The following is a 22,102-nucleotide window of genomic DNA, read 5'->3' on the forward strand; positions in this document are numbered from 1 at the left end:
GTCATGCTGCAACCGAAGAAAACCAAGTACCGGAAGGCCTTCAAGGGCCGGATCCACGGTTCGGCCAAAGGCGGCTTCTCGCTGAACTTCGGCTCGTACGGCCTGAAGACGGTCGAGCCGGAACGCATCACCGCGCGTCAGATCGAGGCGGCTCGCCGCGCGATCACCCGCCAGATGAAGCGTCAGGGCCGCGTCTGGATCCGCGTCTTCCCCGACCTGCCCGTCACGGGCAAGCCGGCCGAAGTCCGGATGGGCAAGGGCAAGGGCGCCGTGGACCACTGGGCCGCGCGTTGCCACCCGGGCCGTATCCTGTTCGAAATCGACGGCGTGCCGGACGACATCGCTCGCGAAGCGCTGCGCCTCGGCGCCGCCAAGCTGCCGGTCCGCACCAAGGTGGTCACCCGCCTCGACGCCGGCGTCGCCCATGTGGAGGCTGCTGCCTGATGGCCAAGATCGCCGATCTCCGGTCGCAAACCGCCGACCAGCTGTCCGACGAGCTGCTGAAGCTCAAGAAGGAACAGTTCAACCTGCGTTTCCAGGCCGCCACCGGCCAAATGGAAAAGACTCACCGCGTTGGTGAAGTGCGCAAAGACATCGCCCGCATCTCGACGCTTCTGCGCGAGAAGCGCGTGAACGCGTAAGGAACGAATATGCCGAAGCGAATTCTCGAAGGCGTGGTCGTCTCTGACAAGGGCGACAAGACTGTCATCGTCAAGGTCGAGCGCACCCTGCTGCACCCGGTCCTGAAGAAGACTGTCCGTCTCTCCAAAAAGTACCACGCCCACGACGAAGCGAACGCCCTCAAGGTCGGTGACCTGGCCCGCATCGTCGAGTGCGCCCCGAAGTCCAAGCTGAAGCGCTGGGAAGTCCTGTCGGACGCCTCGGCCGCCTCGGCTTCGTAAAGAGAAGGATCGGATCCTATGATCCAGATGCAAACTAACCTGGAGGTGGCCGACAATTCGGGCGCTCGCCGGGTCATGTGCATCAAGGTGTTGGGCGGCTCCAAGCGCCGCTACGCCTCGGTGGGCGACACCATTGTCGCCTCGGTGAAGGAAGCGATTCCGCGCGGCCGCGTGAAGAAGGGCGACGTCGTTCGCGCCATCGTCGTGCGCACCGCCAAGGACATCATGCGCAAGGACGGCTCTGTCATCCGTTTCGACAAGTCGGCCGCCGTCATCGTCAACAAGCAGAACGAGCCTGTCGGCACGCGGATCTTCGGCCCGGTTCCCCGCGAACTGCGCGCCAAGAACCACATGAAGATCATCTCGCTGGCTCCGGAGGTCCTGTAACATGGCCGCCAAGATCAAAAAGGGCGACAACGTCGTCGTCCTGACCGGCAAGGACAAGGGCCGCACCGGCCAGGTCCTCAAGGTCCTTCCGACCGAAAACCGCGTCCTGGTTCAGGGCATCAACATGGTTCAGCGCCACACGCGTCCGACCCAGGGTGACCCGCAGGGCGGCATCAAGAACAAGGAAGCGTCGCTTCACCTGTCGAACGTCGCGATCGCCGACGCCAACGGCAAGGCGACCCGCGTCGGCTTCAAGGTTGAAGGCGACAAGAAGGTTCGCTTCGCCAAGACGACGGGAGACGTCATCTGATGGCCGACACCAAATACACTCCGCGCCTCAAGGGCGAGTACGTTTCGCGCATCCGCGGCGAGCTGAAGACCAAGTTCGGCTACACCAACGAGATGCAGATCCCCAAGCTGGACAAGATCGTCCTGAACATGGGCATCGGTGAAGCCGTGGCCGACTCCAAGAAGGCGACCGCCGCCCTCAAGGATCTGACGCAGATCGCCGGTCAGAAGGCCGTGCCGACCAAGGCCCGCAACTCCATCGCCGGCTTCAAGCTGCGCGAAGGCATGGTTGTCGGCGGCAAGGTCACCCTGCGCGGCGACCAGATGTATGAGTTCCTGGACCGGTTCATCACGATCGCGCTGCCGCGCGTGAAGGATTTCCGGGGCCTGAAGGGCACCTCGTTCGACGGTCGCGGCAACTACGCCACGGGTCTGAAGGAGCACATCGTGTTCCCGGAGATCAACTACGACCAGATTGATCAGATGTGGGGCATGGACATCATCGTCTGCACCACGGCCAAGACCGATGAGGAAGCCAAGGCTCTCCTCACCGAGTTCAAGTTCCCGTTCGTGAACTGAGCGGGAAGGGAAACAGACAATGGCTAAGAAGTCCGCTGTAAACCGTAACGAGAAGGTCAAGGCCCTCGTCGCGAAGTACGCCGACAAGCGCGCCGCCCTGAAGGCGACCGCGAACAACGAGTCCCTCCCGCTTGAGGAGCGCTTCGAAGCGCGCCTGAAGCTGGCGGAACTGCCGCGCAATTCCGCGCCGAACCGCATCCGCAACCGCTGTGAGGTGACGGGTCGTCCGCGCGCCTACTATCGCAAGCTGAAGATGAGCCGGATCGCCCTGCGTGAGCTGGGCAACCTGGGTCAGATCCCCGGCCTGACGAAGTCGAGCTGGTAAGGGGAGCATAAAGTCATGATGATCAACGATCCCCTGAGCGACATGATCGCCCGCATCAAGAACGCCGCGACCCGCAAGCGTTCGAAGGTGCTGACCCCGGCTTCCCGCCTGCGCCAGCGCGTCCTCGACGTGCTGCAGGACGAAGGCTACATCCGCGGCTACAACCTGGTGCAAAACCCGGGTGAGTTCCCGCAGTTCGAGATCGAGCTGAAGTACTTCGACGGCCAGCCGGTGATCGCCGAGATTGCCCGCGTGTCGAAGCCCGGCCGTCGCGTCTATTCGGCCATCAGCGATCTGAAGCCGATCAAGAACGGCCTCGGCATTTCGATCCTCTCGACGTCCAAGGGCGTCATGTCGGACGCTGCCGCCCGCGACGCGAACGTCGGCGGCGAAGTCCTCTGCAGGGTCTACTAAGATGTCCCGTATCGGCAAGAAAACCATCGCGATCCCGAAGGGCGTCACTGTCGCCCTCGACGGTCAGACCGTCTCGGTGAAGGGTCCCAAGGGCGAACGCACCTGGACCGTCGCTGAAGAGATCGAAGTCAAGCAGGAAGGCGACGAGCTGTCGCTGACCCCGCGGGCTGACACCCAACGCGCCCGCGCGATGTGGGGTCTGTCGCGCACGCTGGTCGACAACATGGTTGTCGGCGTCACCACCGGCTTCGACAAGACGCTGGAACTGGTCGGCGTCGGCTATCGCGCGGCGATGAAGGGCAACCAGCTGTCGCTGCAGCTCGGCTTCTCGCACGACGTCGACATCGATCCGCCGGCCGGCGTCAGCTTCGCTGTTCCGAAGCAGACCGAGATCAAGATCTCGGGCGCGGACAAGCAAGCCGTCGGTCAGATCGCCGCCGTCATCCGCAAGCTTCGTCCGCCGGAGCCCTACAAGGGCAAGGGCGTGCGCTACCAGGGCGAAACCGTCCGGCGCAAGGAAGGCAAGAAGAAGTAAGTCATGGCTCTCTCTCTTCAACAAAAAGCCAAGCGCCGCTCGGAGCGCAACCGTCGCCGCCTGAAGGCTGTCGCCAACGGTCGCCTGCGCCTGTCGGTCTCCCGTTCGGACAAGAACATCTCGGCCCAGATCATCGACGACGTCCAGGGCGTCACGGTGGCCGCCGCCTCGTCGCTGGAAGGCGGCAAGGGCAGCAAGGGCTCGGACGTCGCCGCGGCCGCCGCCATCGGCAAGCTGATCGCCGAGCGCGCCAAGGAGAAGGGCGTCACCGACGTCGTCTTCGATCGCGGCGGTTACATCTATCACGGACGGGTGAAGGCGCTGGCGGAAGCCGCGCGTGAAGCCGGCCTGAACTTCTAAGGGACGCGACAGATGGCGCAACAACCCCAACGCGGCGGCGGCGGCAACGACCGCAACCGTCGTGACAACCGCAACGCTCCCGCCGTCGACGGTCCGGACTCGGACATCGTCGAGAAGCTGGTGCACATCAACCGCGTCGCCGCCACCGTGAAAGGCGGCCGTCGCTTCAGCTTCGCAGCCCTCATGGTCGTCGGTGACGGCAAGGGCCGCGTCGGCTTCGGTCACGGCAAGGCGCGCGAAGTGCCGGAAGCCATCCGCAAGGCGACCGAAGAAGCCAAGAAGACCATGATCAAGGTTCCGCTGCGCGAGAACCGCACCCTGCACCACGACGGCAACGGCCGTTGGGGCGCCGGCAAGATCATGATGCGCGCCGCTCCTCCGGGAACGGGCGTCATCGCGGGCGGTCCGATGCGCGCCGTGCTCGAAACCCTCGGCGTCCAGGACGTCGTGGGCAAGTCGACCGGTTCGTCGAACCCCTACAACATGATCCGTGCGACGTTCGAGGCCCTCAAGGTCCAGTCGTCGCCGCGTCAGGTCGCTTCGAAGCGTGGCAAGAAGGTCGCCGACCTGATGGGCCGCCGCAACGACGGCGCCTCGTCGCCTGAAGCCATCGAGGGCTGATAGACATGGCCAAGACCGAATCCAAAGCCACCGTCACCATCCGCCAGACCGGTTCGCCGATCCGCCGCAAGTCGGACCAGCGCGCCACCCTGTCGGGCCTGGGCCTTAACCGCGTGGGCCGCGAGTCCACGCTGGAAGACACCCCGTCCGTCCGTGGCATGATCGCCAAGGTCGCGCACATGGTCGTCGTGGTCGAGAAGTAAGCTGCTCCCGCCCTTTCGGGGGCGGGACAAGTCGCCGCTTGCGGCGGCAGGGCAAGGGCGGCTATAGGCCGCCCTTCCTTGCGTTCCGGACCTGTCCGGGGCGCGACACAGACATCAACGCCGAGTCCGCTCCCCGAGCGGGCGCTAGAACCCGAAAGGATCAGGCACATGAAACTGAACGAAATCCGCGACAACGAAGGCGCCCACAAGAAGCGCATGCGCGTCGGCCGTGGCCCGGGCTCGGGCAAGGGCAAGACCGCCGGTCGCGGCGTCAAGGGTCAGAAGTCGCGTTCGGGCGTCGCCATCGGCGGCTTCGAAGGCGGCCAGATGCCGCTCTACATGCGCATGCCCAAGCGCGGCTTCAACAATCCGAACGCGCTGAAGCTGGCCGAAGTGAACCTGTGGCGCCTGCAAGACGCCATCGACGCCGGCAAGCTGGACGCCAAGGGTGAGATCAAGGGCGACGCCCTGGTCGCCGCCGGCGTCATCCGCCGCGTCAAAGACGGCGTCCGCGTTCTGGGCACCGGCGAAATCAAGGCCAAGCTGAACCTGGTCGTGTGGTCGGCCTCGGCCGGCGCCGTCAAGGCGATCGAAGCCGCCGGCGGTTCGGTCGTGCAGGAGCGCATCGCCGCTGAAGCCAAGGCCGCCGCCCGCGTCGAGAAGCGCAACGCCGCCAAGGGCAAGGCTCCGGCCCCCAAGGCGCCGAAGGGCGACGCCAACAAGGTCTCGGCCCGCGCCAAGCGCACGGCTGCGAAGTAAAAAGACTAGGGGGCGCCCTCGCCACGAGGGCGCCCTTCTCCTATCTGGACGCAGGCGCGGACTCGTCGTCCGATGCGCCGCGTTCTGATCAGTCGGGGTGACACTATGGCTTCGGCCGCCGAACAACTTGCAGCAAACATGAACATGGGCTCGTTCGCGCGTGCGACCGAGCTTCACAAGCGCCTGCTCTTCACGGTGCTGGCCATGGTCGTGTTCCGTATCGGCTGCTACGTGCCGATCCCCGGGATCAACAACGAGGCCTTCCTGGCCTTCTTCCAGAATCCGGACGGCAACCGCGGCATCCTGGACATGTTCAACATGTTCTCCGGCGGCGCCGTGCAGAACATGGCCGTCTTCGCGCTGAACGTGATGCCGTACATCTCGGCCTCGATCATCGTGCAGCTGATGGGCGCGGTGTACCCGCCCTGGGAAAAGCTGCGTAAGGAAGGCGGCGAGAGCGGCCGCAAGCAGCTGAACCAGTACACCCGCTATCTGACGGTCGTGCTGGCGCTGGCGCAGGCCTTCGGCATCGCCACCCAGCTGAACGGCCAGGCCGGCCTGATCGACGAGCCGGGCCTGTTCTTCATCATCACCACCACGACCTGCCTGACCGCCGGCACCATGTTCCTGATGTGGCTGGGCGAGCAGGTGACCGCGCGCGGCGTCGGCAACGGCATCTCGCTGATCATCTTCGCCGGCATCGTGGCCGTCCTGCCGGGCACCATCGCCCGCCTGTTCGGCCTGGCCCAGCAAGGCCAGATGTCGCCGTTCGCCCTGATCTTCATCGCCGCCATGGCCGTGGCCGTGGTGATGTTCATCGTCTTCATGGAGCGCGCCCAGCGGCGCCTGCTGATCCAGTATCCGAAGCGCCAGGAAGGCAACCGGATGGCTGGGGGCGAGCGCTCGTTCCTGCCGCTGAAGGTCAACACCGCGGGCGTGATCCCGCCGATCTTCGCCTCGTCGCTGCTGATGCTGCCGACGACGGTCGCCTCGCTGACCGCGACGGCCAACCTGCCGCCGTGGATGGACTGGCTGCCGCTGGTCACCGCGCAGATGCAGCACGGCCAGCCGCTGTTCTCGGCCCTGTACGCGATCCTGATCGTCTTCTTCTGCTTCTTCTACACCTCGATCACCTTCAATCCCGAGGACACCGCCGAGAACCTGCGCAAGTACGGCGGCTTCCTCCCGGGCATCCGTCCGGGCAAGCGCACGGCCGAATATCTGGACTACGTCCTGACCCGTCTGACGGTGATCGGCGCGGCCTACATCACCGCCGTCTGCCTGCTGCCCGAGATCGTCGTCGCCAACTTCGGCAACGGCCTGTATTTCGGCGGCACCTCGGTTCTGATCGTGGTCTCGGTGACCATGGACACCGTGGCGCAGATCCAGTCGCAACTGCTGGCGCACCAATACGAAGGCCTGATCAAGAAGGCCAAGCTGCGCGGCCGGGGCAAGGGCGTGACCGCGCCCGCGCGCCGGTAAGTCTGATCGCACGGGGAGGGCGGCGATGAATCTGATCCTGTTCGGACCGCCGGCGGCGGGCAAGGGCACGCAGGCCAAGCGCCTGGTCGAGTCCCGCGGCATGATCCAGCTGTCGACCGGCGACATGCTGCGCGAGGCGATCGCCTCGGGCTCCGAGCTGGGCCAGACTTGCCAGGCGATCATGTCGCGTGGCGACCTGGTCCCCGACGCCGTGGTCATCGCCCTGATCGAGGCCCAGCTGAAGGCCGCCGAGGACGCCGGCGGAGCCATCTTCGACGGCTTCCCCCGCACCCTGGCCCAGGCCGAGGCCCTGGATGAGATGCTGGCCAAGCTGGGCAAGCAGATCGACCACGTCATCCGCCTGAAGGTCGACGACGCCGCCCTGCTGGACCGGGTCTCGGCCCGGTTCGCCGACCAGGGCCGTCCGGACGACAACCCCGAAAGCTTCAAGGTCCGTCTGGACGCCTACAACCGCAACACGGCGCCCCTGCTGCCCTACTATGCGGACAAGGGTCTGCTGACCGAGGTCGACGGCATGGGCTCCATCGCCGCCGTATCCGCCGCCATCGACGCCGCCCTGGCCTGATCAGGCCCTGATCCGGGGCCTGCTCGACCGGGCAGGCGTACGATCCGTGACAGCGCGCGTTCATGTGCCATGTGGCATAGAACGCCGGTGAAGATGGGACATCCGATCCTGAAGGACCGCCGGGTCCGCAACGCCGGCATCGCCGCGAGCATTCTTGCGGCTCATCTGGTCGTGGCCGTTCTCATTGGCCGGGGCGGGCCGACGGGGCCGCTGGTCCTGCCCACGCCGCCGCTGAACGTCATCCTGTTCCGCCCGACGGTTCCGCCGCCCCCTCCGCCGCCGCCTCCGGAACAGCCGGTGCGCAGCCAGGGAGGAGGGGCGCCCGCCGCACCCTCGCGCGTCCACGTCACGCCGCGCCCGCCCGACGTCCCGCCAGAGCTGCCCGCGCCGGTCACGCCGGCGCCCGAGCCCGCCCTGACGGTCGGCGTGGCCCCGATCGCCTCGGCCGAGCCGGGCATGGGGCAGGGCGGGCAGGGGACGGGCGCAGGGACGGGCGTCGGCGCCGGGGACGGGCCCGGCTCGGGCGTCGGCCCCATCATCCTGAAGGGGGCCAGCGCCCGCGAGATCTTCGAGGACACCCCGCGCGAACTGCGCCGCCGGGCGCGCGGGGTCGACGTCACCGTCACCTGCGTGATCCGCCTTGACGAGCGGGTGGAGGGCTGCCGCGTGGTTGACGAGCGGCCGGCGGGGCAGGGGTTCGGCGCCGTGGCGGTCCGCATCGCCGAGAGCCGCTTCCGCATTCGCCCGGCCCGCGCCGCCTCGGGCCAGCCCGTCGCCGGGGGACGCATCACCATCGGGGTGATCTGGCCCTGACGCCGGGCTGTCGGAAGACTGCGGTTCGACGAAGGGGGTTGCCCGCACGCAAAACTGGCGGATAGTGCCGGTGGGAGCCGGAACGGGAGAGGGGCGCCGCCATGCTCGTGATCGATCACCAGCCGCCCAGGACGTCGCGCGGCTCGCGCTACACCGCCTTTCTGATCGTCCTCATCCTGCACCTGTTGGCCTTCCTCTGGCTGGCGCTGGAGCGGGCCGGGGTGTTCCCACCCGAGATCCCGGCCATCGAGGTGATGCTGTTCCCCGGCGGAGGCGGCGGCCAGCCGGACGCCGCCACGCAGACGACCGAGGCCTCGGCCCGCCAGGCCACGCCGTCCTCCGTCCATGTCCCGCTGGACTCCACGCCCGAGCCGGACAGCCTGACCGCGCCGATCGAGCCGGCGCCCCAGACCCTGATCCCGCCCCTGAACCCGGGCCTCGAGGCCGCGATTCAGCCTGAGGCCGCCCCGTCGGGCGCGCTGCAGGGCGCGGCGGGGGCCCAGGCGGGCGAGGGCGGCGGCGTGGGAGCCGGCTCCGGAACCGGTTCGGGGGACGCCGCGGGCGCGGGCGACAGCCCCTCGCGCTGGGTGCGCACCCTGACCGCGGCCGAGCGCGACGCCCACTATCCGCGCGACGCCGCCTACCGCAGGCTGTCGGGCCGGGTCGTGCTGAACTGCGTGACCTACGCCAGCACCCGCATCGAACGCTGCCGGGTGCGCTCGGAGAGCCCCGGCGGGCAGGGATTCGGCATGGCGGCCCTGCAGGCGGTCCGGCTGATGCGGCGGCAGCCTCCGACCGTGAACGGGCGGGTGAAGTCGTCCCACCGCGAGGATATCGTCATCTTTTTCACGCCCCCGCCGCAGGCCGAGGCGCAACCAACCCGTTGACGGAAGCTGAATCCCCTGTATAAGGCCCGCTTCCGCGAAGGGCGCGTCACGCTCCTGGTCTGTTGACCGGAGCGTTTATTGCGTCCGCACACGCGTATCTGGAGAGCTTCGTGGCCCGTATCGCTGGCGTCAACATCCCGACCAACAAGCGCGTCGAAATCGCGCTGCAGTACATCCATGGCATCGGCCCGGCGGCCGCCAAGGACATCACCGGTAAGGTCGGCATCGAAGCCGCCCGTCGCGTCAATCAACTGACCGACGCCGAAGTGCTGCAGATCCGCGAAACCATCGACCGTGATCACACCGTCGAGGGCGACCTGCGCCGCGAGACGTCGATGAACATCAAGCGTCTGATGGATCTGGCCTGCTACCGCGGCCTGCGTCACCGCAAGGGCCTGCCGGTCCGCGGCCAGCGCACCCACACGAACGCCCGCACCCGCAAGGGTCCCGCCAAGCCGATCGCCGGCAAGAAGAAGTAAGAGATAACGATGGCCAAGGAACCGGGTCGCGTAAAGAAGCGCGAGCGCAAGAACATCACGTCGGGCGTCGCCCACGTGAACGCCAGCTTCAACAACACGATGGTGACCATCACCGACGCGCAGGGAAACGCGATTTCCTGGTCGTCGGCCGGTCACATGGGCTTCAAGGGTTCGCGTAAGTCGACCCCGTACGCGGCCCAGATGGCTGCTGAAGACGCGGCCAAGAAGGCCAGCGAACACGGCGTGAAGACGCTGGAAGTCAACGTCTCGGGTCCCGGTTCCGGCCGTGAATCCGCGCTGCGCGCCCTGCAGGCCGCCGGCATGACCATCACGACCATCCGCGACGTCACGCCGATGCCGCACAACGGTTGCCGTCCGCCCAAGCGCCGCCGCGTCTAAGCGTACCGTAGCCGACTATATCTCCGCCGGTCCTGGCGCCCCTGACGAGGAGCGAGGGGCCGGCGAACTCCGTACCGAGGGACACCCATGATCGAACGAAACTGGCAAGAGCTGATCCGTCCCGAGAAGCCGCAGATCGAGGCGAGCTCCGACCCCCAGCGCAAGGCGCGCCTGGTCGCTGAGCCCCTGGAACGCGGTTTCGGCGTGACGCTCGGCAACGCCCTGCGCCGCGTTCTCCTGTCGTCGCTGCAAGGCGCCGCCGTGACCGCGATTCAAATCGACGGCGTCGTCCACGAATTCTCGTCGCTGGAAGGCGTGCGGGAAGACGTCGTCGACATCGTGCTGAACATCAAGCAACTGGCGCTGCGCATGCACGCCGAAGGCCCCAAGCGCATGACCCTGCGCGCCACGGGCCCCGGCGTCGTCACGGCCGGCCAGATCGACGTCCCCGCGGACATCGAGGTGCTGAACCCGGATCACGTCATCTGCACCCTGGATGACGGCGCTTCGGTGCGCATGGAACTGACCGTCCAGAACGGCAAGGGCTATGTCGCTTCGGAGTTCAACCGTCCGGAAGACGCCCCGATCGGCCTGATCGCCGTCGACGCCCTGTACTCGCCGGTCAAGCGCGTCGCCTATCGCGTCGAGCCGACCCGTCAGGGCCAGTCGCTGGACTACGACAAGCTGGTGCTGGAAGTCGAAACCAACGGCGCCGTCTCGCCGGTTGACGCGGTGGCCTACGCCTCGCGCATCCTGCAAGACCAGCTGCAGATCTTCATCACCTTCGACGAGCCGAAGAAGGCTGTGGAAGCGACGGACGGCAAGCCCGATCTGCCGTTCAACCCGGCCCTGCTGAAGAAGGTCGACGAGCTGGAGCTGTCGGTCCGCTCGGCCAACTGCCTGAAGAACGACAACATCGTCTACATCGGCGACCTGATCCAGAAGACCGAGGGCGAAATGCTTCGCACCCCGAACTTCGGCCGCAAGTCGCTGAACGAGATCAAGGAAGTTCTCGCGACGATGGGCCTGTCGCTCGGCATGGATGTGCCGAACTGGCCGCCCGAAAACATCGAAGATCTGGCCAAGAAGTTCGACGACCAGATCTAGTTTCAACCCTCCGCCCATGACCCTTTCGGGATCGCGGAGCGGTTAGAATGATAGAGCCCCAGGTCCACGCGGTATCGTGGAAACCAGGGTTGAGTAGGAGAGACCCCGATGCGCCACGGCGCCGCCTATCGCAAGCTCGGCCGCACGGCCAGCCACCGCACCGCGATGTTCGCCAACATGGCTGCGTCGCTGATCAAGCACGAGCAGATCACGACGACCCTGCCCAAGGCGAAGGAACTGCGTCCCTTCGTCGAGAAGCTGGTCACGCTCGCCAAGAAGGGCGACCTGCACGCTCGCCGTCAGGCGATCAGCCAGGTTCGTGATGTGCCGCAGGTCGGCAAGCTGTTCGAGACGATCGGCCCGCGCTACGCCGAACGCAACGGCGGCTACATCCGCATCATGAAGGCCGGCTATCGCCACGGCGACAACGCCGCCATGGCCGTGATCGAGTTCGTCGATCGCGACGTGGACGCCAAGGGCCTGGACTCGGGTCCGGTCTATGAAATCGAGGGCGACGACGAAGCGTAAGCTTCCTCGTTGGGGCACTGAAGAAGGCGGCCGGTGCGAACCGGCCGCCTTTTTTCTTGGACGGAGTTCGGCATGGCCGACGAAATGACAACGCTGGGCGGCCGCACGGTCTTCCTGTGCGACGCCGCCGGACCGCGCGTCACCCGCGAGGCCGACGCGCTGGACCTGATCGGCGGGCTGTGGGGTCTTGAAGTGGACTGGCTGGTCTTGCCGACGGCGCGGCTGGGCGAGGACTTCCTGCGTCTGCGTACGGGTCTGGCCGGGGCGGTGATCCAGAAATTCGTCACCTATCAGGTCCGGCTGGCGATCGTCGGCGACATCTCGGCCGAGGTCGAGGCCAGCGACGCCCTGCGCGACTTCGTGCGCGAGTCCAACGCCGGCCGCCGGGTGTGGTTCGTTCCGGACCTGGCGGCGCTGGAGGCCCGGCTGACCGCCCAACCTGACGGAACCTGACCTCGCGCCGCCGACAGCTTGGACCGGAGCGGGGCTCTGGCAGGCTGGGCGGACACGTAAGGAGAGCTCGGATGCGGAACCGTCTTGTCGCCCTGGCGGCCGTGCTGGGCCTGGCCGGCTGCTATCCGGTGCAGAGCCTTCAGTACGACCGCCCCGACGCGCGCCGGGTGCTCGATCACGTCCGCAAGGGGCAGGCTTATCGCGCCGATCTGTCGGATGGGCGCGCGGTCGAGCTTCAGGACGCGGTGACGGCGGGCGATCTGATCTGTTCGGCGCGTCTGGAGCCGGCCTGCTTCCCCGCCGCGACCGTGATCCGGCTGGAAACCCGCGAGGTCCCGGACGCGCCGTGGTGGGCCTATGCGGCGGCGGCGCCGATCGCGCCCTTCGCCCTGGCCGGCGCGGCGGCCGACGGGCTGGACCGGGTCCTGACCGGCGGGCCGCAGACCTTCTCGGCCTCATGGGCTGCGGACGCCCTGCCCGAATACAATCCCTGCATCCGCCATGTCCGCCCCGCGGCGGATGGAAGCTGGCCGTCGGACCAGCATATCCGCGCCGACCTGTACCGGCGCCGGGCTGCGCTGGGCGGCGGCTGTCTGGTGCGGATGGGGGCCGAGTACGCCTATCCGGTCGCCGAGCGGCGGCGGCTGCATCTGACCGGTCTGGCGCGGCGGCGGTTCGAGGCCTTCGCCTGCGTCCGGGCGAGGCCGGAGGCGGAGACCGCGGCGCCGAAGGCCTTCGTGCCGACTGGAGGGCTGCATACGGAAGGCCGCGCCGTGGACTGGCCGCGCGAACTGGCCGCCATCCTGCGGGATTCGGCGACCTTCGCGGTGACGGCCGACCTGACCGAAGCCTGTGCGGCGGCGGGCGGGGTCGCCCTCGACCTGTCCGCGGCCACGGCCCGGGCGCGGGAAGGCTGGCCCCTCCCGGCCGAGGCCGGCTGACACGCCGCCAAACTGTCGCGCCCCCAAACTGTCGCGCTTGTAGGGAAGGGGGCTTTTCCCGTCCGCTCCCGCTTCCCAGATGGAAGGCAGGGAGACCGCCATGCCGACAGCCGACGCCGTGATCACCATCGAGACCTTCCGCCCCGACCATGCGGAGGCGTGGCGGTCCCTGAACGAGGATTGGCTGATCGCGGGCGGCTATGTGCTGGAGGCCAAGGACCAACTGGTGCTCGGGGACCCTCAAGGGGCGATCCTGAGCAAGGGCGGCCACATCTTCATCGCCGAGCAGGACGGGACGCCGGTGGGCTGCTGCTCCTTGATGGCGATGGACGACGGCGGCTTCGAGGTCGGCAAGATGGCGGTGCTGGAGCACGCACGCGGACTGAACCTTGGCTACCGCCTGCTGGAGGCCTGCGAGACGGCGGCGCGGGCCGCCGGGGCGCCCCGCCTCTATCTGGAAACCAACACGGCCCAGACCCACGCCATCGCCCTGTATCGCCGCTTCGGCTTCACCGACCTGCCGCCTCGGCCCAGTCCCTATGCCCGGGCCGATGTGTGGATGGAGAAGCGGTTCTGACCGCTACTCCTTGGACAGATCCTGCCGGTTGAACCAGGCCAGGGCGCCGGCCAGCGGCGCCAAGGTCCACAGGGTCATGCTCAGCACCGACTTCAGCAGCATGCCGTCGGGCAGAGGCGGGGCGCCCTCGGGCTGGATCACAGCCAGCTTCAGGGCGTCCATGGCGGCGCCCGGGTTCAGCAGGACCGACAGCCAGGCGTCGGGCATGACGCCCATCGGGGCCAGGATCTGGGGCGTGAAGAACTGGGCGACCCCCACCACCAGCGGCACGAACAGGGCGACCAGCAGCGAGCGGGTGACCACGGCGGCCAGCATGCCCATCATCGTGAACTGAACGATGCGCAGCCAGCTCAGGCCGAGGCCGGCCAGGAACTGGCCGAACAGCTCGCCGGTCAGGCCGAAGGTGAGCGGACGGGTGAAGACGCTGGCGCGGATCAGGGTCTCGAAGAGCCCGCCGACCAGCATCAGCCCCATGGCCGCCAGGGCCAGCATGGCCGTCACGGCCAGCTTGCCCAGCAGCAGGTTGGCGCGGCTGTTGCGGGCGCTGATCAGCCGCCAGGTCTCCCAGCGGTAGTCGCCGGCGTAGATCGTCGCCGCGCCGATCAGGACGAACAGCAGCAGGGCCGGGTTATCCAGCTTGCCGGCGTTCTCCGCGATGGACTCGACCACATTGATCGGGGTGGAGGACATCAGCTCCAGCACCTGCGGCGGCATCTTGGTGTCGGACGTGATCTTGGCCTCGCTGGCCTTCATCACGAAGATGCCGACGGCGCCGAAGATGAGGCCCATGACCGGCACGAAGACGGTGCTCCACAGCAGGGTGGTGCGGTTCTTCAGGAGGCGGAAATTCTCCGCGCGAATGGCGTCAGCCAGCATGATCGGCCTCCGGGGTCTGCACGGAGCCCGTCTCGGTGAAGAAGATGGCTTCCAGATCGGTGCCGACCCAGCGCGCCTCGTGGATGTCGACGCCCTGTTCGACCAGGGCGCGGATCAGGGCCGGACCCTCGCTGCGCTTGATATCGGCCAGGACGGCGTCGCCGTCGCGGGTCGCCGTGACGCTGAGCCCGCTCAGAACCTTCTCGATCGGCGTGCCGACCAGCCGCAGGCGTTCGCCGACGGCGGTCAGTTCGCCGACCGCGCCCTCGCGGACCAGCTTGCCCTTGTTCAGGATCGCCACGCGGTCGCAGACGCGCTGGACCTCGAGCAGCTGGTGGCTGGCCAGGACGACGGTGACGCCGTCCTCGGTCGCCAGCGAGCGGATCAGGGCGCGCATTTCCTGGATGCCGGGCGGGTCCATGCCGCTGGTCGGTTCATCCAGGATGACCAACTCGGGGCGGCTCATGAGCGCCGCGGCGACGCCGAGACGTTGCATCATGCCGACCGAGAAGCCGCGCACCTTGCGGTCCGCCGCCTGGGTCAGGCCGACGCGCTCGAGCCAGTAGGGAATATCGGTCTCGCCGCCGACGCCGTGCTCCAGCGCCAGCCAGCGCAGGACCTGGCGGGCGGTCATGAAGGGCGGGAAGCGCGGGGTCTCGATCATCGAGCCCATGCGGCGCATGGCGCCCACGTCGCCGACGCCGCCGCCCATCACGCTGGCCGTGCCGTCCGTCGCGCGGATCAGGCCCAGCAGGATGCGGAACAGGGTCGACTTGCCGGCGCCGTTGGGCCCCAGCACGCCATAGACCCCGCCCTTCGGGATGGTCAGGTCCAGCCCGTCGAGGGCGCGCACGGATCCGTAGGTCTTGGTCAGCCCACGGGTTTCAATCACAGCGTTCATGGAAGGGAGCTTGGCCGTGTGGACCGCCCGAGGCAAGGCGTTGTGGTGCTGTCGCAGATTAAGCTTAGGCAATCTCCGTCCCTTCCGCGGAGCTCCAGTATGGTCTTGCGTCCCCTGTTCCTGCTCGCCCTCGCGGCCGCGCTGGCGGCCGGTCTGCCGGTGCACGCCCAGGCCCCGGCTCCGGCGCAGGCGCCCTATCGGCCCGTCATCCTGGTCGGCATCGACGGGTTCCGCGCCGACTATCTGGAGCGGGGGCTGACCCCGACCCTGTCCCGACTGGCGGTTGAGGGCGTCCAGGCCGAGGGCGGCATGCGCCCGTCATGGCCCAGCGTGACCTTCCCGAACTTCTATACGCTGGCGACCGGCCTGCACCCGGACCACCACGGCGTCGTCTACAACACGATGACCGATCCAAACCTGCCGGGGCGGCGCTTCTCGCTGGGCGCCCGGGCGGAGGTCATGGACCGGGTCTGGTACGACGCCGCCGAGCCGATCTGGGTGACGGCCGAGAACGCCGGCCTTCGCACCGCCACCCTGTTCTGGCCGGGTTCCGAGGCGCCGATCCGGGGCGTGCGGCCGACCTACTGGCTGCCGTTCGAGCAGACGGTGCCGTCGCTGGCGCGGGTCAACATCCTGCTGGCCTGGCTCAGCCTGCCCGAAGCGGAGCGGCCGCAGCTGGCCACCCTCTATTTCAACGTGCTGGACACCGCCGGGCACGAGTACGGCCCCGACGCCCCGGAGACCAATGCGGTGCTGGCCGATATCGACGCCGCCATGAAGGCGCTGGTGGACGGGCTGGAGAAGCAGGGGATCGAGGCGGATCTGGTCATCGTGGCCGATCACGGCATGGCGCCGATCTCGGGCGAACGGGTCGTCTTCCTCGACGACAAGGTCGACGCCGCCGCCTTCAACGTCATGGGCCACGGGCCTGTGGCGACCCTGGATCCCGTCGCGGGCCGCGAGGCTGAGGTCGAAGCCGCCCTTCTGGGCGCCTCGCCGCACGTGGAATGCTGGCGCAAGGGCGAGATCCCGGCCCGGCTGGTCTACGGAACCAACCCCCGCATCCCGGCCATCGTCTGCCTGGCCGAGACGGGCTGGATCATCGGCACGCGTGCGCGGGTCGATCCGGCCCGGGTTCGCGGCGGGGCGCACGGCTTCGACAACCAGGCGCCCGAGATGCGCGCCCTGTTCATCGCCCATGGACCTGACCTGGCGCAGGGCGTCCGCCTGCCCGAGATGGACAGTGTCGACGTCCAGCCCCTGTTGGCCCGGCTGTTGAACCTCCCGGTCCCGGCGGGCGACGGCCGTGCGGCGGACACCGAGGCCGCGATGGCGCGCTAGGAGGCCGTCCGGCGAAACACGAGAGCCTCGACCCGTCGTCCGAAGCTGACCGTCAGCCTGTCCCCGTCCGCTTTCAGGCGCAGCGGCCCGGTGACCACCTCGCCGTCGGCGCCCGCTCTCAATCCGCCCCAGTCCTCGGTGATCGGCTCGGGCGACAGGGGAGAGCGGATCGTGACCCGGACCCCGTCCTCGGCCGGGCGGATGTCATAGTCGATGCCGGTCTCCGCCGAGGTCCAGCGCCCGACCAGGCCGGCGCGCGCGGTCTCGGACGTCGGCTCCGGCGCCGGACGCGGTGCTGATGGAGCGGGCGGCGAGGGCGCCGTCGCGGGGACACCCAGAAGCGCTTCGGCGATCGCGCCCGGATTCACGTCGGTGCGGTTGCACAGCACGATCGCCCCGACCGCCGTTTCGGCCTGCCGGACGTATTCCGCGCGGAAGCCCTCCGAGCCGCCGTCATGGCTGAGCCACACGACGCCGTCGCGGTCTTCCAGCCCGACCCCGGCGCCGTACGGCGTTCCGAATTCGGGCAGGACGGCGACCGAGCCGTCGGTCAGACGACCGGGCTCGACGAACAGGGCCTTCACCGTCGCGGTCCACGGCCCGCGGCCGGCCCGGAAGGCCGCGTCGAAGCGGGCCAGATCCTCCGCCGTCGTGACAAGGCCGCCCGGGCCGGGAAGGGACGGCTGGTCGTCCGCGATCCGGAAGCTTCCATCCCGGAGCCGCCGGTAGCCGTGGGCGGTCAGCCCCTCGGTCGTGAAGCCGGTCCCGGTCATGCCCAGCGGGGCGAAGAGGGTCTCGCGGGCGTAGTCCGCCAGGGGTTGGCCCGACACCCGCTCCACCAGCTGCGCCAGCATCAGATAGTTGCCGTTGGAATAGGCGGCGCGGCTTCCCGGGGCGAAGTTGCCGCTGTCCAGTCCGCGCATCATCGCCAGCGTCGCGTCCGGCGGCGCCTCGCCCAGGCGTTCGATGCCCGACAGCGCCATCAGGATGGTGTGGTCGCGCACGCCCGCCGTCTGGTTCAGCAACTGCCGCACCGTGGCCCCCTGCAGGGCCCCGGCCATGTCCGGCAGCCACCGGGCGGCCGGCGCGTCCAGCTCGATCCGGCCCGCATCGACCAGGGTCAGGACGGCCAGGGCGGTGAACTGCTTGGACGCCGAGGCGATGAGGAAACCCGTGCGCGAGGTGATCGGCGTTGCGGCCTCCAGATCGGTCAGGCCCGCCGCGTCGAACCTCGGCCCGGCCGGATCGAGCACGGCGACCGCGCACCCCGGCTGAACGCCTTCCCGCATCGCGGCCAGGGGATCGCGGGAGGCCGCGAAGGCGTCGCCCGGCGAGACGCCGGTCACCACCGTCATGGCGGAGACGCACAGCAGTCGGTCGAGGGATCGGATCATGGGCGGCGTCTCCGGCTGGATTGACGCTAGCGCCATCCCCGGATCATCTCCTGTACAAATCGGAACCGGACAAACCCGTGCTGGCCCTGCCGACGTCGCCCAGGATGGAGCTCACCTCGCGGGCCGCGTCGCCCGACCTTCAGCCGTTCGTCTCGGCCTTCGTCGAGCGGAAGGACCTGACCGCGCTTCAGGGCATGCGGGAACTGCCCGTGCCGGCCCCGCTGATCCAGATCATGCTGGGCGCCGATGTCCATCTGACGGGCGGGATGGCGGCGGCGACCGCGCCGCGCGTGGGCCTGTGGGGGCCGTCGTCCACCACGCCGTGGTCCCGGACCGAGCAGCCCATGCACGCCTTCGTCGCCGTGCTGACGCTCAGGGGCGCGGCGGTGCTGGCCCGGGCGGCGGAGGGGCCGATCGCCGACCGGCGCATGGATCTGGACGCCCTTCTCGATCCCGAAGCGCGGCGCGGGCTGTCCCGGATCGTGGAGGCGCCGACGGCGACCGACCGCATCGCCGCCGCGGAGGCCTGGCTTCGCGTCCTGATGGGGCGGGCGGGGGAGCCGAACCCCGCGGAGGCGCTGATGGACGCCATGCTTCAGCACCGCATCCGCGGCCCCGTCGCCGGAATCGCGGGCGGATGCGGCATTTCCGAGCGCGCGCTGCACAAGCGCTGCCATCGCCTGATCGGCTGGTCGCCGAAGCGCGTGCTGCGGATCGCCCGCCTTCAGCGCCTGCTGCGCACCCTGCATCCCTCGCCCTGGCTCTCGGCGGGCGACGAGGACGACGCCCGTCTGGAATACGCCGACGACTCCCATCTGGCCCGCGACCTGATGGATCTCACCGGCCTGACGATCTCGGCCTACCGGGCGTCGAAGATCGCCAGCCGCGACCGGCTGGTGCACACCCTCATCTGATCGCGAGGCGCCGCACCGGTGCGGATGGCGTCCGGACGCCCGGAGCGCTATCCACCGGGGCATGAACGCCCTCAACGACCTGAAAGTCCGCCGCGCCGCCATCGCCTTCATCCTGGTGACGGCGGTGCTCGACGTCATCGCGATGGGGATCATCATCCCCGTGCTGCCGCAGCTGGTGGTCGAGTTCGTCGGCTCGAACGCCGATGCGGGCTGGATCAACGGCGTGTTCGTGGCCCTGTGGGCGGGGATGCAGTTCATCTGCTCGCCCATCATCGGCTCGCTGTCCGACAAGTACGGCCGCCGGCCCGTCATCCTGATCAGCTGCGCCGGGCTGGCGCTGGATTATGTGCTGATGGCGGTGGCGCCGAACCTGTGGTGGCTGGCGGCTGGGCGGATCATCGCCGGGATCACCTCGTCCAGCTTCACCACCGTCTTCGCCTACATGGCCGACATCACCGCGCCGGAGAACCGGGCCAAGGCCTACGGCCTGATCGGTGCGGCCTTCTCGGGCGGCTTCGTGCTGGGTCCCGTCCTGGGCGGCTTCCTGGGCGAGCTGGGTCCGCGCGCGCCCTTCTGGTTCGCCGCCGTCCTGTCCGGCGTGGCCTTCCTGTACGGCCTGTTCGTCCTGCCCGAGAGCCTGCCCCTGGACCGGCGGATGCCGTTCAGCTGGAAGCGGGCCAATCCGGTCGGCGCGCTGATCCTGCTGAAGCGCCACGCCGAGCTGACCGGGCTCGCGGTCGTGAACTTCCTGCTCTACTTCGCCCACCACGTCTTCTCGGCGGTGTTCGTGCTGTACGCGGCCCTGCGCTACGGCTGGGGCCCGGTGCAGGTGGGTCTCCTGCTGGCGCTGGTCGGTCTGCTGGACATGGTCGTGCAAGGGGTCCTGGTCGGGCCGGTGTCCAAGCGGCTGGGCGAGCGTCCGACCCTGGTGCTGGGCCTGTTCGGCGGCACCATCGGCATCTGCCTGATGGGATGGGCCCCCACGGGCTGGGCCTTTGTCGCCGCCATGCTGCCCAACGCCCTGTGGGGCCTCGCCATGCCGACCCTGCAGGCCCTGATGACCCGCCGCGTCGGCGAGGACGAGCAGGGCCAGTTGCAAGGCGCCAACAACAGCGTCGGCGCGATCGCGGGCGTCCTGTCGCCGCTGTTCTTCGGCTGGGTCTACACCCATTCCACGGGCGGGCATTTCGACAGCGTGGCGCGCTGGATCGAGAGCTGGGCCGGCCATGGACCGGCGTCGCGTCTGCTGGTCGGCGGCCTCTATGATCCCGGCCTGTCCTTCTACATCGCGGGGGCGGTCCTGTTGCTGGCCGCCGTGATCAGCTGGATCGTGGCGCGGCAGGCGTCGCGGACGGAGGCGGCCGAGGCGCAAGCCTAACCGCCTTGATCCGGCCCGAAATCCGGAGCGGAATAGGGCGTGTCTTTCCCTGACCAGCTACGGATGACGATGAAGACCGGCTCTCTCGCGCTCGCCCTCGCCCTCACGCTCGCCGCCTGCGGACAACCCAACACCTCCAAGGCCCAGGACGGAGTCTTCTCCGACAACCGGGTCGTGCCCGGCGACGCCACGGCGGTGAAGTCCAGCTTCGCCCCAGTGGTCCGCGCCGCCGCCCCCGCCGTGGTCAACATCGCCGCCCGGGGCGTGCAGCAGGTCCGCGATCCCTTCTTCGGCATGCCGGGCCAGCGCGAGACCGGCTCGGTCGGCTCGGGCGTCATCGTGCGGCCGAACGGGGTGGTGGTGACCAACTATCATGTCGTCAACGGCATGAGCTCCATCCGCGTGATCCTGAACGACCGGCGCGAGTTCAACGCCCGCGTGGTGCTGGGCGATGAACGCTCCGACCTGGCCGTACTGCAGCTGGAGGGCGTCAACGAACGCCTGCCGGTGCTCAACATCGACGACCGCGAGGAGCAGCAGGTCGGCGACCTGGTGCTGGCCATCGGCAATCCGTTCGGGGTCGGCCAGACGGTCACCAACGGCATCATCTCGGCCCTGAACCGGACCGAGACCAATATCTCCGACAGCGGCTCCTTCATTCAGACCGACGCGGCCATCAACCCGGGCAACTCGGGCGGGGCGCTGGTCGATATGGACGGCGACCTGATCGGCATCAACTCGGCGATCTTCTCGCGCTCGGGCACCTCGTCCGGCGTCGGCTTCGCCATCCCGGCCTCGATGGTGAAGCGGGTGGTCGACAACGCCGTCGGCGGCGCGACCACCGTCGTGCGTCCGTGGCTGGGCGTGAAGGGCGAGACGGTCAGCGCCGACATCGCCCGCAGCCTGGGCCTGGAGCGCCCGCAGGGCGTCGTCGTCACCCAGGTCTGGCCGGGCGGTCCCGGCGCGCGGGCCGGCATCCGCGAGGGTGACCTGATCGCCGCCGTGGACGGGGCCGAGATCAACGACCAGGGCGGCCTGAACTTCCGCGTCGGCCTGCATGATCCGAACGAGACGGTCGAGGTCACCGTCGTCCGCGACGGCCGCCGCCAGACCCTGAACGCCCGCATCGCGCCGCTGCCCGGCGACCCGGACACCGGCAAGGCGACCCTGATCCAGCAGGGCGGCCTGTCGGGCGCTCGGGTGTTGGTGCTCAATCCCGCCTTGACCGACAGTCTCGGTGGGGATCCATTCTCCACCGGCGTCATCGTCGGTCAGGTGGACGGCGGCAGCTATGCCCGGCGCGGTGTCGGCCTGAGAGCAGGGGACGTAATCCTCGCGGTAAACGATCGGCCGGTCACCGCGATCGGCCAAGTTGCGAACCTCCCTCGAGGCGTTCGGTTGACGGTCGAGCGTCAGGGACAGCGTGGCGTACTGCTCGTTCGCTAGGCGTCGTACAGCTTACCTTGGCGGCCAGTAATTCGCAGACGCGTAAGGCGGGCGGACATGCTCGTTGAGGGCTGCACTATCGGTTGACGTGTGCATTGAAACAAATTTAGGTTGCTTGATTGGCGTTGGTGCCTCTCTAGGAACTTGAACATGGGCGTCCCAAAACTACGAACCCGTCTGGTGTTGTGCGGCATCTTTATGGTGTCGCTCACAGCAGGGATGACACA

Annotated in this window: 31 protein-coding genes; 28 read left to right on the forward strand and 3 right to left on the reverse strand. The window is 68.5% G+C overall.

Translation table 11 applies throughout. The annotated features are described in order from the left end of the window. Positions 1 to 3 precede the first annotated feature (3 nt). The 24 genes from rplP to AC3WRV_RS07515 all read left to right on the forward strand — a co-directional run bounded on the left by rplP (position 4) and on the right by AC3WRV_RS07515 (position 13,625). Positions 4 to 444: a 50S ribosomal protein L16 gene (gene rplP / locus AC3WRV_RS07400; protein WP_291837504.1), complete on the forward strand. Its 441-nt coding sequence runs from the start codon at positions 4 to 6 to the stop codon at positions 442 to 444. Next, a complete protein-coding gene (gene rpmC, locus AC3WRV_RS07405) occupies positions 444 to 641 on the forward strand; it encodes a 50S ribosomal protein L29 (RefSeq protein WP_291837507.1) in 198 nt (65 codons plus the stop codon). Before rplP ends, rpmC begins: the two co-directional genes overlap by 1 nt. A 9-nt stretch (positions 642 to 650) precedes the next feature. After that, on the forward strand, positions 651 to 902 hold the full coding sequence (gene rpsQ, locus AC3WRV_RS07410) for a 30S ribosomal protein S17 (RefSeq protein ID WP_141626261.1): 252 nt from the start codon (positions 651 to 653) through the stop codon (positions 900 to 902). 18 nt (positions 903 to 920) lie between these two features. Next, positions 921 to 1,289 (forward strand): 50S ribosomal protein L14, encoded by a 369-nt coding sequence (gene rplN / locus AC3WRV_RS07415; RefSeq protein WP_055832151.1) that lies wholly within the window; start codon positions 921 to 923, stop codon positions 1,287 to 1,289. A 1-nt stretch (position 1,290) separates the two neighbouring features. Beyond that, entirely contained in the window at positions 1,291 to 1,599 is a 309-nt protein-coding gene (gene rplX, locus AC3WRV_RS07420) for a 50S ribosomal protein L24 (RefSeq protein ID WP_291837519.1), read from the forward strand. After that, the gene (rplE, locus tag AC3WRV_RS07425; RefSeq protein WP_291837521.1) at positions 1,599 to 2,156 is read left to right on the forward strand and encodes a 50S ribosomal protein L5; all 558 of its coding nucleotides are present in this window, start codon (positions 1,599 to 1,601) and stop codon (positions 2,154 to 2,156) included. Before rplX ends, rplE begins: the two co-directional genes overlap by 1 nt. A 19-nt stretch (positions 2,157 to 2,175) precedes the next feature. Beyond that, positions 2,176 to 2,481: a 30S ribosomal protein S14 gene (gene rpsN, locus AC3WRV_RS07430; protein ID WP_291837526.1), complete on the forward strand. Its 306-nt coding sequence runs from the start codon at positions 2,176 to 2,178 to the stop codon at positions 2,479 to 2,481. 15 nt (positions 2,482 to 2,496) lie between these two features. Further along, positions 2,497 to 2,895, forward strand: a complete 399-nt coding sequence (rpsH, locus tag AC3WRV_RS07435) for a 30S ribosomal protein S8 (protein WP_141626265.1) — start codon at positions 2,497 to 2,499, stop codon at positions 2,893 to 2,895. Between the two features lies 1 nt (position 2,896). Next, positions 2,897 to 3,430: a 50S ribosomal protein L6 gene (gene rplF, locus AC3WRV_RS07440; protein ID WP_291837532.1), complete on the forward strand. Its 534-nt coding sequence runs from the start codon at positions 2,897 to 2,899 to the stop codon at positions 3,428 to 3,430. 3 nt (positions 3,431 to 3,433) lie between these two features. Further along, positions 3,434 to 3,790 (forward strand): 50S ribosomal protein L18, encoded by a 357-nt coding sequence (rplR, locus tag AC3WRV_RS07445; RefSeq protein WP_291837535.1) that lies wholly within the window; start codon positions 3,434 to 3,436, stop codon positions 3,788 to 3,790. Between the two features lie 12 nt (positions 3,791 to 3,802). After that, complete coding sequence (gene rpsE, locus AC3WRV_RS07450) at positions 3,803 to 4,411, forward strand: 30S ribosomal protein S5 (RefSeq protein ID WP_291837538.1); 609 nt, start codon at positions 3,803 to 3,805, stop codon at positions 4,409 to 4,411. Between the two features lie 5 nt (positions 4,412 to 4,416). Continuing rightward, a complete protein-coding gene (rpmD, locus tag AC3WRV_RS07455) occupies positions 4,417 to 4,614 on the forward strand; it encodes a 50S ribosomal protein L30 (RefSeq protein WP_291837541.1) in 198 nt (65 codons plus the stop codon). Between the two features lie 168 nt (positions 4,615 to 4,782). After that, positions 4,783 to 5,373 carry a 50S ribosomal protein L15 gene (gene rplO / locus AC3WRV_RS07460; RefSeq protein ID WP_492312741.1) on the forward strand — a complete coding sequence of 197 codons (591 nt, stop codon included), beginning with the start codon at positions 4,783 to 4,785 and terminating at the stop codon, positions 5,371 to 5,373. Positions 5,374 to 5,478: 105 nt separating this feature from the next. Then, positions 5,479 to 6,855 (forward strand): preprotein translocase subunit SecY, encoded by a 1,377-nt coding sequence (gene secY / locus AC3WRV_RS07465; protein WP_492312742.1) that lies wholly within the window; start codon positions 5,479 to 5,481, stop codon positions 6,853 to 6,855. A gap of 25 nt (positions 6,856 to 6,880) precedes the next feature. Further along, entirely contained in the window at positions 6,881 to 7,441 is a 561-nt protein-coding gene (locus AC3WRV_RS07470) for an adenylate kinase (protein WP_291837548.1), read from the forward strand. Between the two features lie 93 nt (positions 7,442 to 7,534). Then, the gene (locus AC3WRV_RS07475) at positions 7,535 to 8,254 is read left to right on the forward strand and encodes an energy transducer TonB (protein WP_492312743.1); all 720 of its coding nucleotides are present in this window, start codon (positions 7,535 to 7,537) and stop codon (positions 8,252 to 8,254) included. Between the two features lie 101 nt (positions 8,255 to 8,355). Next, on the forward strand, positions 8,356 to 9,141 hold the full coding sequence (locus AC3WRV_RS07480) for a TonB family protein (protein WP_492312744.1): 786 nt from the start codon (positions 8,356 to 8,358) through the stop codon (positions 9,139 to 9,141). A 110-nt stretch (positions 9,142 to 9,251) separates the two neighbouring features. Then, positions 9,252 to 9,620, forward strand: coding sequence for a 30S ribosomal protein S13 (gene rpsM / locus AC3WRV_RS07485; RefSeq protein WP_492312745.1), 369 nt, complete (start codon positions 9,252 to 9,254; stop codon positions 9,618 to 9,620). A gap of 9 nt (positions 9,621 to 9,629) precedes the next feature. Continuing rightward, entirely contained in the window at positions 9,630 to 10,019 is a 390-nt protein-coding gene (gene rpsK, locus AC3WRV_RS07490) for a 30S ribosomal protein S11 (RefSeq protein WP_300292379.1), read from the forward strand. Positions 10,020 to 10,106: 87 nt separating this feature from the next. Next, complete coding sequence (locus AC3WRV_RS07495; RefSeq protein ID WP_492312746.1) at positions 10,107 to 11,126, forward strand: DNA-directed RNA polymerase subunit alpha; 1,020 nt, start codon at positions 10,107 to 10,109, stop codon at positions 11,124 to 11,126. Between the two features lie 108 nt (positions 11,127 to 11,234). Next, positions 11,235 to 11,654 carry a 50S ribosomal protein L17 gene (gene rplQ, locus AC3WRV_RS07500; RefSeq protein WP_291837102.1) on the forward strand — a complete coding sequence of 140 codons (420 nt, stop codon included), beginning with the start codon at positions 11,235 to 11,237 and terminating at the stop codon, positions 11,652 to 11,654. A gap of 72 nt (positions 11,655 to 11,726) precedes the next feature. Then, positions 11,727 to 12,107, forward strand: a complete 381-nt coding sequence (locus AC3WRV_RS07505) for a DUF4180 domain-containing protein (RefSeq protein WP_492312747.1) — start codon at positions 11,727 to 11,729, stop codon at positions 12,105 to 12,107. Between the two features lie 71 nt (positions 12,108 to 12,178). Then, the gene (locus tag AC3WRV_RS07510) at positions 12,179 to 13,048 is read left to right on the forward strand and encodes a hypothetical protein (protein ID WP_492312748.1); all 870 of its coding nucleotides are present in this window, start codon (positions 12,179 to 12,181) and stop codon (positions 13,046 to 13,048) included. A 100-nt stretch (positions 13,049 to 13,148) separates the two neighbouring features. Further along, positions 13,149 to 13,625 carry a GNAT family N-acetyltransferase gene (locus AC3WRV_RS07515; protein WP_492312749.1) on the forward strand — a complete coding sequence of 159 codons (477 nt, stop codon included), beginning with the start codon at positions 13,149 to 13,151 and terminating at the stop codon, positions 13,623 to 13,625. 3 nt (positions 13,626 to 13,628) lie between these two features. Here the strand turns inward: AC3WRV_RS07515 and AC3WRV_RS07520 are convergent, their stop codons facing one another. Beyond that, entirely contained in the window at positions 13,629 to 14,501 is an 873-nt protein-coding gene (locus tag AC3WRV_RS07520; RefSeq protein WP_492312750.1) for an ABC transporter permease subunit, read from the reverse strand. Beyond that, on the reverse strand, positions 14,491 to 15,402 hold the full coding sequence (locus tag AC3WRV_RS07525) for an ABC transporter ATP-binding protein (RefSeq protein ID WP_492312751.1): 912 nt from the start codon (positions 15,400 to 15,402) through the stop codon (positions 14,491 to 14,493). The genes AC3WRV_RS07520 and AC3WRV_RS07525 overlap by 11 nt, the downstream gene beginning before the upstream one ends. Before the next feature lie 99 nt (positions 15,403 to 15,501). On the opposite strand from AC3WRV_RS07525, the gene AC3WRV_RS07530 reads away from it, so the two are divergent. Beyond that, positions 15,502 to 16,743, forward strand: coding sequence for an alkaline phosphatase family protein (locus AC3WRV_RS07530; RefSeq protein ID WP_492312752.1), 1,242 nt, complete (start codon positions 15,502 to 15,504; stop codon positions 16,741 to 16,743). On the opposite strand, the gene AC3WRV_RS07535 is transcribed toward AC3WRV_RS07530, so the two are convergent. After that, positions 16,740 to 18,137 (reverse strand): serine hydrolase domain-containing protein, encoded by a 1,398-nt coding sequence (locus tag AC3WRV_RS07535; protein ID WP_492312753.1) that lies wholly within the window; start codon positions 18,135 to 18,137, stop codon positions 16,740 to 16,742. The two genes, AC3WRV_RS07530 and AC3WRV_RS07535, sit on opposite strands and share 4 nt — an antisense overlap. Before the next feature lie 77 nt (positions 18,138 to 18,214). Between AC3WRV_RS07535 and AC3WRV_RS07540 the strand changes: the two genes are divergently transcribed. From AC3WRV_RS07540 to AC3WRV_RS07550, 3 genes are all read left to right on the forward strand, one after another. Continuing rightward, positions 18,215 to 19,051, forward strand: coding sequence for a helix-turn-helix domain-containing protein (locus tag AC3WRV_RS07540; protein ID WP_492312754.1), 837 nt, complete (start codon positions 18,215 to 18,217; stop codon positions 19,049 to 19,051). Positions 19,052 to 19,112: 61 nt separating this feature from the next. Beyond that, positions 19,113 to 20,429 carry a TCR/Tet family MFS transporter gene (locus AC3WRV_RS07545; RefSeq protein WP_291837083.1) on the forward strand — a complete coding sequence of 439 codons (1,317 nt, stop codon included), beginning with the start codon at positions 19,113 to 19,115 and terminating at the stop codon, positions 20,427 to 20,429. A 69-nt stretch (positions 20,430 to 20,498) separates the two neighbouring features. Then, positions 20,499 to 21,875: a trypsin-like peptidase domain-containing protein gene (locus tag AC3WRV_RS07550; RefSeq protein ID WP_492313591.1), complete on the forward strand. Its 1,377-nt coding sequence runs from the start codon at positions 20,499 to 20,501 to the stop codon at positions 21,873 to 21,875. The last annotated feature ends 227 nt before the right edge of the window (positions 21,876 to 22,102 follow it).

The organism is Brevundimonas sp. EU05-FHT14B11 (assembly GCF_058790835.1).